A 12,622-nucleotide genomic window follows, 5' to 3' on the forward strand; every position below is an offset into this window, starting at 1 on the left:
CTTAGTTGTTTAATTCTACATTATTACCGTTTGATTCGCTGGTCTCGCTAAGCTCGTCAATAAATGATTCTACCTGTTGCTCCACCAGCGAATTTGCATGAGCAAAATAGGCTAAATGAAATACCGCGTCTCCTTCATTAACCAAAGGTAACGTTTGCTGGCCGATAACAATACCACTGCGCGGAGCTTTGAGTGCAAGTTCGCTACTACCCAATGGATTATCTATGTAGGCTAACACCTGTCCCTTGGTAACGCGCTCACCTAAATTAACCTGAGCACGCACAATTCCATCAACTTCAGCTCGGATCCAGCTTGTTGATGACGCAATAACGGCTTCAGGCCCTTTTTTGCGCCTTCTTCCCTTGAGCATTTTTAGCTTTTTCAAAACATTTTCAACGCCTTGTAAGCCACCCGCGATCGCTAGGGGATCAAACCTTAAGGCTTCTCCCGCTTCGTAAGTAACAACGGGGATCCCAAGGCTACTGGCTTCACTACGCAACGAACCGTTGCGTAGTGTGGCATCAATCACCACAGGTGTACCAAATGCATGGGCAATTTCAGCCGTATCCGGGCAAGACAAATCAGCACGCACTTGAGGTAGGTTTGACCTATGTATTGCTCCAGTATGAAGATCAATAATGTGCGTGCATAAACTGGCCACTTGAGAGAAAAACATATGGGCCATTCTGGCACCAAGTGAACCACGCTCTGACCCTGGGAAGCAGCGATTTAAATCTCGTCTATCCGGCAGGTAACGTGACTTTTGCACAAACCCAAATACATTTACCACAGGAACCGCAATAATGGTGCCTTTAAGCTCACGAACGTCTATCTTACCTAGTAATTGACGAACCACTTCAACACCATTGAGTTCATCGCCATGAATAGCAGCACAAACTAAGACAACGGGCCCCTTTTCAATACCGTTAAGCACCTCAATTGGGATGGTTAACGGCGTATGAGTATAAAGTTTGGCAACTTCCAACGATAATGTTTCTCTTTCCCCCACTCCAATACAAGTATCGAGTAGGGTGAATGGCCTGTTTATTCTAGCCTTTGCCACGTGTTGCAGTCCTCTTAGATGCCGCGTTCTTTTCGATAAAATCAATGATCATTCCGGCAATATCTTTGCCTGTTGCTTTTTCAATACCTTCTAACCCCGGCGATGAGTTCACTTCCATCACCAAAGGTCCGCGACTTGAACGCAATAAATCAACCCCAGCCACATTCAGACCCATAGCTTTAGCTGCGGCTACCGCCGTTTTGCGCTCTTCTGGAGAAATACGTACTAGGCTTGCACTGCCACCACGATGCAGGTTAGAACGAAACTCTCCTTCTTGTGCCTGACGTTTCATCGCAGCGATTACTTTATCACCAATAACGAAGCAACGAATGTCAGCCCCCCCCGCTTCTTTGATGTATTCTTGAACCATAATATTAGCTTTGAGCCCCATGAACGCTTCTATCACGCTCTCTGCCGCTTTTCGGGTTTCAGCCAATACCACACCTATCCCCTGTGTTCCCTCTAGCAGCTTAATCACAACAGGTGTACCGCCTACCATTTCTAGTAAGTCTTTTACATCATCAGGCTTGCTGGCAAACCCCGTGATTGGCATACCTACACCCTTGCGTGACAATAACTGTAGTGATCTAAGTTTATCTCGTGAACGCGTAATTGCTACCGACTCATTCAACGGATAGACACCCATCATTTCAAACTGACGTAATACCGAGCAACCATAAAAGGTCACAGACGCACCAATACGAGGTATTACAGCTTCAACCTCTGTAATACGTTCCCCCTTGAAGTGAATTTCTGGTTCCTTGGAGTTTATATTCATGTAACAGCGCAACGCATCCAATACAATAATTTCATGACCCCGTTGTTTTGCGGCTTCAATTAAACGACGAGTAGAGTAAAGTTGTTTGTTGCGGGATAAAATCGCTATTTTCATTGTTGTTCCATTTCTTTAGTTAGGTATGAAGCGTTTGGATCAACGACTATTCGACCAGCCATTGCTGTACGTCCTAATAACATTCTAAATTTCATGTTGTCACGGTTCGTCAATGTCATTTCTATCGGCCAAGCTTGCCCTGCAATGACTACGTTACTTTCTATAACATAACGCATTTCTGTATGACCACCTGAGTCCGTGACCTGTCTCTCATCTTTAATCGCAGCTTCACAGTAGATTTCTACGTCCGTACGTTCTTGTTCTGGATGAAGCCAAAACCTCACCCAAGGCTGTCCTTGATTATCAAATTGCTCAACCCTAAATGCATGTAAACAAGATGTACGAGCACCGGTATCAACTTTTGCTTTAATGCGATCAATTCCAAGCTCTGGCAACGATAACCATTCACGCCAACCAACATTAATCATGTTAGACATACTCGCTCCTTAAAAAACTGTCTTATACAGCAATTGTCAGCATATAACAGCGAGTATTATTTATCCAAACAATTAGAAAATTACATTGAAGTATCAATAATTTTGTACAACCATGGTAAAACTGTTGCAAAGGAGTATTACCATGAATTCAGGTTTAGTACATGCAGTACAACTAGATGGCTTAGGCGGCGCTCTTGAGTTAAGTGATTTACAAAGTGTGAGTCAACTTCAAGCTCAAAATAAGCCCGTTTGGATACATTTTGATTATAGTGCCACCGACACAATTGAATGGCTCAAAGCTCAACCCTTTTTGCAAGAATGGGAATGGCAAGCTCTCACAACTGGCGAAACGAGACCTCGGGTCACTCAAGCTGAGCATGGACTATTACTATTCTTACGAGGCGTAAACTTAAATCCGCAACAAAGTCCAGAAGACATGGTTTCTATCCGTTGCTTTGTGAATGAAAACTTATTGATCACTTTTCGCAAACGTCAATTAATGTCTGCACAAGATGTATTACAGTCACTGAAAAGTAAAAAGGGCCCCTACAATATTGCCGACCTATTGAGCAGTTTAGTACAGCGTCTTACCGCAAGAATGCAGGATGTGATCTATCAAATTGATGAACAACTAGATGTGTTCGAAGATTGCCTAGATAATCAGGATGGACACATTGATGCCGGCATGCTCTCAACCAATCGTCGTCAAACCATTGCTCTAAAGCGCTACTTAAAACCACAAAAGGTCGCCATATCAGAGCTTGTAGATTGCCAGCCATCGTGGCTCAACGATACCGCAATACATAAATTGGATGAAGCGAATAACGCACTAAGTCGTTATGTTGAAGAACTGGAGTCAGCAATAGAACGAGCTCAAGTCATACAGCATAGCCTCTCAAACCAGCTTAGCGAACAATTAAACCAGCGTATGTATGTTATGTCCGTTGTTGCCGCACTCTTTCTACCATTAGGATTTTTGACAGGCTTATTAGGTGTTAATATTGGTGGGATCCCTGGTACAGAGTCACCCTATGCATTTGCATTATTTGTGCTTTCTTTGTGCTTGTTGACAGGTGGAATTGGCTATTATTTCAAAACTAAGCATTGGTTATGACGTGCCAACATATCTGCTAGCAGTAAAGGTAACTGGCGCTCTCGGCAGGGATCGAACCTGCAACTCAGCTTCCGGAGAGCTACGTGATATCCATTTCACCACGAGAGCACATCAGTATGACCTGAGGCGTTATGATAATGGCATCGAAAAATAAATACTAGCATTTGTGCTCTATACGGTTAATAAACAACCTAAAAATCAAAAAAATACTATACAAGACACAAAAAACACGATATTTAACTATGCTTATTGTTACGGTTGTCGAAATTGGGCACTGTAATAGAGTAAAACCAAGTAATGACCGTATGACCTTAACAACAAAGTGTCATTACTAATTTGTACATCAAGAGGACTATATTTATGACCCCTATGACCACTGAGCAAGTCGCTGAATTCCTGGGCGTAAAAGTTGAGCGTGTTAAACGTTTGGCAAGAGAAAACCTGCTAGTTGCAAAGGATCAGGACCCTCAGGGACAGCCTATTTTTGACCGAGCTGATGTTGAAAAATACAAAGAACTTGCGCAACGCTTAGGTGGTATTTAAACCACCAACCTCTGTAGTTGAAGTCGCAAAGGAGCTGCAAGTTCAACGTAACCGCGATTTTCGTACCACTGTATACTTAACAACAGATAGCCTATTTGGTATGCCAGCAATTTGTCAGTCGCGTGTTCAGGAATCGACGAGTGCTTAAGTAAAAAGTATGTGTTCAACATTTCACTCTGCTGAGCTGTGGTTAGATTAAAACTACTACTCAGCGCAGCCAAATCAAAAAAAACATCGTTGTAGCCCGCATATTCAAAATCAATAAACTTTATACCTTGTCCAACACCTATAATGTTGTCTGTGACCAAGTCATTATGACAAAAAGCTATATTTTTAGGTAATGAAGCAATTTTACCCATCGCCCAGTTTAGCGCACGCCCAGCAAACGGATAAACGGCAATGTCCAATTCTCGCAACAAGTTACCTATGTCCAGAGTTTCACAGCCTTCATCAGCTCTAAACTCATGGATTTCAAATAGGCAGGTTATAACCGCTTCCAAATCTACAGACTTTCTTGTCTGTGGCGCAAATGCAAAAAGCGCGAGTTTTTCTTCTTCGTGCCACATAACAACCGACTGAGTAACTTCTGTTTCTATTGCTAGACGCTGTTGGGCCTTCAGTGCACTCAATGGAAAGTGACTGCGGTATGATTTGAGTAACAATGGACCTAAGGAAGTATCTAACCAAAAGTTGTCATTACTTAGGCCTTTATTGAGCGGCTTTAGTTGGTAAATCGTCAATTCAGGCTTGATTCTGGTAAGCTTGGCAATCAATGCCTGCTCTTTCATATCATAGGTTTCCAAGCGATTTACCTCGACGTTGCTCATAGCTTTCGTACCAATATTTATACCCCCAGCATGCCATAAGTGTATAAACTACGCTAAGTACCAAAGTTGCATAGTAGCCTTTGACCAAAAACAAATACATGGTGGCGGTATTAATCACTATCCAATACAGCCAGTTTTCAAGCACCTTGTTTACCAGAAGATAGGTTGCCACAATTGAGAAAAAGACGCTCAGAGAATCTATGTAAATAACAGGAGTATGATAACCCACTTTCTTAGCCAGTAACGCAGCTATAATCGACACAAATATGGTCAAAATAGTAATAAGCGCATGGTATTTTACGGGCCAGGAGCAAATAGGTAGCTTGCTGCTTTTAAAGCCCTGTCGCCACATCCACCAGCCAACAAAAGCCATCAGCATATAGTAACCATGCAATAAAGACTCAACAAATAGTTCGCCTTGCCAATACATCAACGCGTACATGAATGTACTCAAAAAGCCGAACATCCAACAGCCGTTATGTTCCTTAATTGCCAAAAATAAATAAATGAGGCCAAGAAAAACGGCACAATACTCCCAATACGGAAGTGCCACTAGAATGCTAAATAGCAACCACAGGGTATCTAACATTAGGCTGACAGATCACCGCTGATAAATTTACATACAAACACGATTTTTCCGTACTCTTCGAAAGAACGTTTCATGTGTTTTTGTAATTGACCCATAACAACATCATAATCGCCAAATACTTGTGTAGACATACAATTACTAACCACTTTAAGCTCTTTATGTGCCTTAAGACGTTCAATAAAGTCTTTAATAAAAGGCACATAATCTTCATGCAATGGATATTTACTAATTTCAACTGATAGCTTCATTACAACTCCAATATTTGTAAAACATCGCCAACCAAAATATCTAACGCCTCAGAATATTAAGGTTTTCCCCGTTATTCACCATGGCTTTAGGTGTATAGTTTATCCAGTCCTGTTGATATGTAATAAGACCTTGTTCACCGAATTGCAATTTTATTAAAAAGCGCCAAGGACCAAGGTTTTCACCACCGTACTCAAAACGATGAAACTGACCGGATACAATTGCCACCCGCTGCTGCTTGTCGATGACCTTCTGTTCAATAGTAAACAAAGGCTTATTGTCCAATACCGTCACTCGACTTTGTGGCCAAGCATAAAACTTTTCGATCTCAGCTCGCCCCGCAGCGTAATGACCATATACCATATCTTCAAGCTGCGCGTTTTCATCATAGAACGACAAAAACTTGTCAAAATCGGTACGTTTCTTAAATACCTCAAGATACCGATTTACGATTTGTTCAAGCGATGGTTCGCTCGTGTGCACAGCACACGCATTAAGGAACAAGATACTGAATATAAAAAGTGTAGGTAGTTTCATCATTTGCTCTTTTAAGCACCAATAATGCCCAAAGGTTTTCCTTGTCGCCACGCGCCACGGGTAAAGTCTGGAATATCTATCGATGCGCTACGATTAGCAACCGACAATGCAGATAAAGGTGAGATCACTGACCATGCTGCACCGTCATACACATCCTGATCTAAAGGTTCCCCATTGCGCAAGCAATAGATCATACGCCAGAACATCAAAAAATCCATGCCACCGTGCCCGCCATTACGCTCAGCTTCCTCACCCATAGTTAGCCAAAGTGGGTGGTCGTATTTAGCATACCAATTGTCCATATCATAATCCCATTCATGGTAGCTACTCCCACCTCCTTGCTCCAATGCGATACGATTTGGAAATCCGGCAAATACTCCATTAGTACCTTGAATCAGGTTATGGCGTGAATACGGTCTAGGTGTAGTTGTATCATGCTGTACCATAATACTTCGGCCTTTGAGCGTTTTAATCAACGTGGTGTTCATATCCCCCGATATGTACTTGGTCTGGTTACGTTGATGTTCAGGTGCAAATTCACGCTGGGCGTATGCTGCCCGTCCTAACGCAGGAGAGCTCATAGACGTTAGATAATCAAACCGGTCACCTCGGTTAATATTCATATACTGAGACACGGGACCTAAACCATGGGTAGGATATAGATTGCCATTACGTTTACTATGCCAATTCGTGCGCCAAGAACCCGTTTTATGCTCCACTTCCTTCATTTGCCAGCGTAGTTCATGAATGTACGCCGCCTCACCATGAAGTAATTCGCCAAACAGACCCTGACGAACCATATTTAACACCATCAGTTCATCACGGCCATAGTTTACATTTTCCATCATCATACAGTGACGTTGGGTGCGTTCTGCGGTATTAACGATGTCCCACATTTCTTCCACCGTAAGCGCTAAGGGTACTTCCACGAACGCATGTTTACCGCTATTCATTGCATCTATGGCCATCGGTGCATGCCATTTCCAAGGCGTAGAGATGATTATAATATCAATATCATCGCGTGCTAATAAATCTTGATAGGACAGTTCTGCGCCCGTATATGTCGCGGGTTTTTCTTGTCCTTGTTCAGTCAAATATCCAACTGCGCGATCCAGTACTTCCTGATGAGTATCACAAATCGCCACGATTTGTGTCCCCTCTATCTGGCTCATTCGTTTTACATGTCCGTAGCCGCGTTGACCAACACCAATGAAGCCGACTCTCACAATATCCAACTTCTGCGCAACCAACCCCATCACCGATTGCCCCTGAGGTGTTGGTACATTGTCTCTGATACTTTGTGCACACCCCGTCAGAGCCGTTCCTGCAATGGCTGTTGCCCCTACAGCACTGCCAGCCGCTTTAAGAAAATCTCGACGATTCATTTTTGTCATTATTATTATTCCTTAAAAGATACTTCACCAGCACGCTACCTCATGCCATGATCAATGCAAAAAGGAATGCGACTAAGTAACCTGCACTCAAGATAATCCGCGTGATACTAAAAAAGCGCCTTAGCGCCTTTTTTTATATCAGTATTGAGCGAGAATTTCTTTCAGTCTTCGCTCTTTAGCTAATACATCTTGATACAACTTAAACTGATTACGAGCACGCTGAAGGTTATGCTGTTCTCTGTGGACAGCAAAGTAATTGTCACCATCCAAGTAGTCAGTTAAAAACCGCAAACCTATCATAAAGGGCATCACTTTAGCTCCCAGTAGAAAGCTGCTTTTTTCTTGTTCGGTTAAAGTATCTGCCAACGGCTCTACGTAACCCTTTACAATTGCAGAGAATATTTCTTCTCTAACCACTACATTTTCTAGGTTCAGAGAGTCTTCTGCTTCTGGAGAACAAAAGGTACGTACCATATCTCCAAAATCAAATAACCAATAACCAGGCATACAGGTATCCATGTCTATCACCGCTTTGCTTTGATTGGTTTTAGTGCAAAACAACATATTATTGATTTTAGTATCGTTATGGCAAGGGCGCAGTGGGATTGACTTCAGCAGTGCTTGTAGCTCTTGTGCTAAATCAAATTGCGACTGGCAAAACGCTATATCATCAAGGCACAATTTCACTCGGCCATGGCTGTCTTTTAGAACTACCTCTTTAAATGTCTCTATACGTTTAGCTAGATTGTGAAAGTCAGGGATCACATGGTGTAATTGCTGAGCTTCAAAATCTTCAAGTGCCTTGGCAAATTGACCAAACGCGTTTGCCGCTGTTTGCGCCTTACTTGTTGAATCAACCACATCTTCACTATAACTACCACCAATGAACTCTAACGCACGCCAAATGCCACCATTGTGATTAACCAAGTACTCATTTTCAACCGTTGGTAAGTGCTTGATAATCTGTAAGCTATATTCACCTTGTGCGACTTTATCAGATAAATGTTGCTCAATTACACGGGCATTCTCTACCAACTGTTCCGGGTTAGGAAACACATCGGTATTGAGTTTTTGGACAACCACCGCTTGTTTTGTATCCTTAAGTAACATTGTCGTATTAATGTGCCCATTACCAATTGGATTCATGACAGGCTGCTCACCCTGAAGTCCAAACTGCTGTGATAGGTGTGCCGCTACTGCACGATTTTCCATACTAACCTCATTGACTGATGGCATACAACCGAAGAGCATTTCACTCTCATTATTAGCGTTGCTCATATATTTTTCCTGCCACCGCTGCTAATTCATCTTTAAACGTAACGCCATACCAATGATCTTCGGCTGAATAAACAATCAAATCCATATTCCTTGATACGATGCATTGTTCAATACAATTTGGTAAATAATACTCTTTTCTGACACCGTTGTCATAACTCTTAAGGAATTGTTCAAAGCCTAACTCTAAGCTAGCTAGAAGCTTAGGTGTTACCCCCCAAAACGTCATTGATGCAAGCGCTGTTGCTGGCAGCCGTTGTTGTTGTCCTTCATAACAACCAATGATCTCCTTTTTCGTATGATAGATATCTGTATACTCTTTTACACTGATTAATTTATCTTCATTTAGCTGGCATATCCCCCTATTGACCCCTCCTAGCTCAGACAAGGTTTTTGCTAATGGGTAGGCCACCATCGCCATATCATCAGGACGCGCCTGAAAATGTTCTACCATTTGTTGATACGCTGTTGGGCCATAGTAATCATCGGCTGTGATCACTATCGCAGGCTTATTGATTAATGCTTTTGCACATAACAAAGCATGGCCCGTTCCCCAGGGCTTTTGGCGTTGTGCTACGTAACTTGCAAACTGTTCTGGCACTTGAGATACACTTTGCTCGACTAAGGTTATCTGCATTTGTGAAGGTAAGCGAGGTAATATGTCTTGCTGTATCGCGGCTTTGAATTGCTCATTAATGACTAAAACAACCTCACGCACACCTGCTTTATAAGCATCTTCTATGCTCAACTCCATGATAGTGCGATTGATATTCGGTAACAGCGCAATTTGTTTGCCACCACCAAAGCGGCTACCAAGCCCAGCAGCTAAAACCACCAACATGGGTGCGTTAACTTGTTGCAATGGTTTCGCTCCTTGCATGAGTAAAAAAAGTAATCCAGCGCAAAAGTTTATCGCTCTTTGTGACTAATGGAAAGCCATTGCAAAAAATGCGTTAATCAAACTTTTGGCAAAGGTATTTTACTGTTAGATATTCATCCAAACCTTGGTGGCCCCCCTCTTTACCCATCCCTGATTGCTTAATACCGCCAAACGGAGCCACAGGGTTTGACACCATGCCTTCATTGATACCAATCATGCCATAGTCTAAGGACAAAGAAACTCTATGTATTTGTGATACTTCCTGAGAATAGAAGTAGGCTGCTAACCCCTCTTCGACGCTGTTAGCCAACTCTATAGCTTCCGACTCGTCAGAAAATGACATGATGCTCACAACTGGGGCAAATATTTCTTGATTTGCAATCTTCATTTTTGAGGTTACCCCCGTCAATATAACGGGAGCCATAAACAAACCTGATTGCTGTTTACCTTGATAAATAACCTCAGCTCCTTTTTCAATGGCGTCATCAATGAGCTTTTGTGCTTTGTCTTTGGCTTCAAGGGTGATCAGCGGACCAATATCAACACCTTCTTCTAAGCCATCGCCCACAACGAGCTTATCCACCGCTTTTATCAAGCGCGGTAGCAGCTCTGCCTCAACACCTTGTTGCAGCAAAATACGATTGGCAGCCACACAAGTCTGCCCCGCATTACGAAACTTCGCAGCCATAAGACCCGCAACAGCATCATCTAAATTAGCCGATTTAAAAATGATAAAGGGTGCATTACCACCCAGTTCCATGGAGGTGCGCTTTATCGTACTCGCACATTGCTCAAGCAAAATACGGCCGATTTGAGTTGAACCAGTAAATGTAAGCTTGCGAATATTAGTATTCTGACAAAGCGGTTTAATTAACCCGGCAGAGTCGGATGTTAGTAATACCTGAAAAGCGCCTTTTTGCATCCCAGCTTGCAAAGCTAACTGCGCTAATGCGAGTGCCGACAACGGAGTTTGTTCCGACGGTTTCAAAATAAAGCTACATCCAGCAGCGTAAGCAGGCGCGACTTTTCGCGTGATCATTGCCAGTGGAAAATTCCAAGGCGTGATCCCAAGTACAACACCCACACCTTGCTTTATAGCACTTAACTGATGCTGAGTGTCATTAGCAGGAATAACCTCACCATAACTACGCTTGGCTTGCTCCGCATACCATTGAATATACCCAGCAGCGTAGTCAACTTCTCCCATCGCCTCTTTGAGTGGCTTGCCTTGCTCTTGTGTAAGTAAACGAGCAAGCAGCGGCTTATTTTCCATCATCAGCTCATACCAACGCCATAAAACCTCACTGCGTTGCTTAGCGCTGGTTGTTTTTAATGTGTTAAACGTCTCTGTAGCTGCGCGCAGCGCCAGCGCAGTGCCTTGCTCATCCACTTCAGAAACATACGCTAACTGTTCGCCCGTCGCAGGATTCAAAACCGAGAAATGTTGCTCTGTGTGATAAGGCTCGCCAGCAATCAATGAATGCTCTAGTCCTTCTAATAAACTCATCTCTCACCTCATAAAAGCACAAAAACCGTAGCTTTCACTACGGTTTATATTTATTTGTCTAGTCATCTAATACTAATCTTAAACGCTCGATAGAACAAACTTGGCCAACTCATACTATCTACATGTAACTTTAAATGCGTATATTGAGATAAGATGCGGCGAAAAGTAAGCACCTATGCGGCTATCGTTCATGTGTTACCCAAGCCAGTAAGATATATGAGTTGTAAAAGAGTAAGAGCCAACCTTGAATTTCAAAGCTCGCTTTAAATTATTTTTGTTTCTATTTTAGCAATAACTACACTATCATATTAATTTCATTGAATTTATACAGAGTAGTATCAATGCAAATTAGCGAGTCATGTGATCAATTTCTAACTTATTGCAAAACGAATAAGCAACTGTCAGCGCATACCATCAAGGCATATCGTCAAGATTTAGCAACATTTCAATCATTGGTCCGCGAACAACCGGTAAATGAGTTTGATAAAAAACAGCTGCAAAACTACCTACACAAGCTACAACAAACGGCTCTTAGCGTCCGAACGATTAAAAGACGCATCGCCTGCCTGAAGGCGATGTTTAGATGGCTTGAGAGAGAAGAACTCATCCACATCAACCCATTTCATAAAGCGGATATCAGCATAAAAGTTCCCACACAGCTACCAAGAAATATCCCGAAAAGTAGCCTTAGAAAAATGCTCAGAACAGCCCGTGCTAATTTACGTATTGCTAAGGATGATAGCTACAGTGTTGCAACGCTGAATCCTTTGGTTACAACAGCAAAACACTTAAACCAACTAACGGCTCTGCTAGTAATAGAATTGTTGTTTGCCACAGGTATTAGAGTTAGTGAGCTAGTAAGTATTGATATTAAGCATGTGCTCCTAAGCGAAAGAAAAATAAAAATATTTGGTAAAGGACAAAGAGAGCGCTTTGTTTTTATTCCTAGTCAGGAAGTTGTGGAGTTAATTAAAGCTTATCTCACATTTAGAAACATCACCTCTGCTAATCACACTTTGCTATTAACCAATAGCCGAGGCAAAGCGGCATCAGCACACTTTATTCGAAAACTTATCAGAGAGACTTCTAAAACAGCTAAAGTGGAAAAAATAACCCCACATATGTACCGCCACTCGGCCGCTTGCCAACTACTAGAGTCAGGAGTAGACATTCGATTTGTTCAACGCCTGCTGGGCCATCAAAGCATACTCACCACACAACTCTACACCCACGTCAACGACAACGCCTTACAAAAGCAAATTACCAAAGCCAATACCCGAGGAGGCATATTTTAAAAGTAACGATAACTAGGAATTAT

General features: G+C 42.4%; 14 protein-coding genes and 1 tRNA gene. 3 read left to right on the top strand and 12 right to left on the bottom strand.

Translation table 11 applies throughout. The features are described from left to right. Position 1 precedes the first annotated feature (1 nt). From BIW53_RS01390 to BIW53_RS01400, 3 genes are read right to left on the bottom strand one after another with little or no spacing between them, the layout of a single operon-like run. Positions 2 to 1,063 (bottom strand): succinylglutamate desuccinylase/aspartoacylase family protein, encoded by a 1,062-nt coding sequence (locus BIW53_RS01390; protein WP_070989911.1) that lies wholly within the window; start codon positions 1,061 to 1,063, stop codon positions 2 to 4. Then, a complete protein-coding gene (gene rimK / locus BIW53_RS01395) occupies positions 1,050 to 1,955 on the bottom strand; it encodes a 30S ribosomal protein S6--L-glutamate ligase (protein WP_070989913.1) in 906 nt (301 codons plus the stop codon). The genes BIW53_RS01390 and rimK overlap by 14 nt, the downstream gene beginning before the upstream one ends. After that, positions 1,952 to 2,392 carry an ATP-dependent zinc protease family protein gene (locus tag BIW53_RS01400; RefSeq protein ID WP_070989915.1) on the bottom strand — a complete coding sequence of 147 codons (441 nt, stop codon included), beginning with the start codon at positions 2,390 to 2,392 and terminating at the stop codon, positions 1,952 to 1,954. The genes rimK and BIW53_RS01400 overlap by 4 nt, the downstream gene beginning before the upstream one ends. Positions 2,393 to 2,534: 142 nt before the next feature. Between BIW53_RS01400 and BIW53_RS01405 the strand changes: the two genes are divergently transcribed. Then, positions 2,535 to 3,506: a zinc transporter ZntB gene (locus tag BIW53_RS01405; protein ID WP_070989917.1), complete on the top strand. Its 972-nt coding sequence runs from the start codon at positions 2,535 to 2,537 to the stop codon at positions 3,504 to 3,506. Between the two features lie 33 nt (positions 3,507 to 3,539). Here the strand turns inward: BIW53_RS01405 and BIW53_RS01410 are convergent. After that, a tRNA-Arg gene (locus BIW53_RS01410) sits at positions 3,540 to 3,614 on the bottom strand. 252 nt (positions 3,615 to 3,866) lie between these two features. Between BIW53_RS01410 and BIW53_RS01415 the strand changes: the two genes are divergently transcribed. After that, on the top strand, positions 3,867 to 4,049 hold the full coding sequence (locus BIW53_RS01415; protein WP_070989919.1) for a helix-turn-helix domain-containing protein: 183 nt from the start codon (positions 3,867 to 3,869) through the stop codon (positions 4,047 to 4,049). Here the strand turns inward: BIW53_RS01415 and BIW53_RS01420 are convergent. The 8 genes from BIW53_RS01420 to BIW53_RS01455 all read right to left on the bottom strand — a co-directional run bounded on the left by BIW53_RS01420 (position 4,046) and on the right by BIW53_RS01455 (position 11,304). Next, positions 4,046 to 4,876, bottom strand: coding sequence for a phosphotransferase (locus BIW53_RS01420; protein WP_084228025.1), 831 nt, complete (start codon positions 4,874 to 4,876; stop codon positions 4,046 to 4,048). The two genes, BIW53_RS01415 and BIW53_RS01420, sit on opposite strands and share 4 nt — an antisense overlap. Continuing rightward, on the bottom strand, positions 4,839 to 5,465 hold the full coding sequence (gene pnuC, locus BIW53_RS01425) for a nicotinamide riboside transporter PnuC (RefSeq protein ID WP_070989923.1): 627 nt from the start codon (positions 5,463 to 5,465) through the stop codon (positions 4,839 to 4,841). Before pnuC ends, BIW53_RS01420 begins: the two co-directional genes overlap by 38 nt. Continuing rightward, entirely contained in the window at positions 5,465 to 5,713 is a 249-nt protein-coding gene (locus BIW53_RS01430) for a YkoF family thiamine/hydroxymethylpyrimidine-binding protein (RefSeq protein WP_070989925.1), read from the bottom strand. The genes pnuC and BIW53_RS01430 overlap by 1 nt, the downstream gene beginning before the upstream one ends. 40 nt (positions 5,714 to 5,753) lie before the next feature. After that, positions 5,754 to 6,194 carry a Cif family virulence factor gene (locus tag BIW53_RS01435; RefSeq protein WP_139158756.1) on the bottom strand — a complete coding sequence of 147 codons (441 nt, stop codon included), beginning with the start codon at positions 6,192 to 6,194 and terminating at the stop codon, positions 5,754 to 5,756. A 65-nt stretch (positions 6,195 to 6,259) separates the two neighbouring features. After that, on the bottom strand, positions 6,260 to 7,642 hold the full coding sequence (locus BIW53_RS01440) for a Gfo/Idh/MocA family oxidoreductase (RefSeq protein WP_070989928.1): 1,383 nt from the start codon (positions 7,640 to 7,642) through the stop codon (positions 6,260 to 6,262). 138 nt (positions 7,643 to 7,780) lie between these two features. Then, positions 7,781 to 8,854, bottom strand: a complete 1,074-nt coding sequence (locus tag BIW53_RS01445) for a phosphotransferase enzyme family protein (RefSeq protein ID WP_070989955.1) — start codon at positions 8,852 to 8,854, stop codon at positions 7,781 to 7,783. Between the two features lie 52 nt (positions 8,855 to 8,906). Beyond that, complete coding sequence (locus tag BIW53_RS01450) at positions 8,907 to 9,797, bottom strand: NTP transferase domain-containing protein (RefSeq protein WP_175442066.1); 891 nt, start codon at positions 9,795 to 9,797, stop codon at positions 8,907 to 8,909. A 73-nt stretch (positions 9,798 to 9,870) separates the two neighbouring features. Then, complete coding sequence (locus BIW53_RS01455) at positions 9,871 to 11,304, bottom strand: NAD-dependent succinate-semialdehyde dehydrogenase (RefSeq protein ID WP_070989930.1); 1,434 nt, start codon at positions 11,302 to 11,304, stop codon at positions 9,871 to 9,873. 341 nt (positions 11,305 to 11,645) lie between these two features. Here BIW53_RS01455 and BIW53_RS01460 point away from each other — a divergent pair, with 341 nt between their 5' ends. Then, a complete protein-coding gene (locus BIW53_RS01460; protein WP_070989932.1) occupies positions 11,646 to 12,599 on the top strand; it encodes a tyrosine-type recombinase/integrase in 954 nt (317 codons plus the stop codon). Positions 12,600 to 12,622: the final 23 nt, after the last annotated feature.

Source organism: Pseudoalteromonas byunsanensis (genome assembly GCF_001854475.1).
Classification (GTDB): domain Bacteria; phylum Pseudomonadota; class Gammaproteobacteria; order Enterobacterales; family Alteromonadaceae; genus Pseudoalteromonas; species Pseudoalteromonas byunsanensis.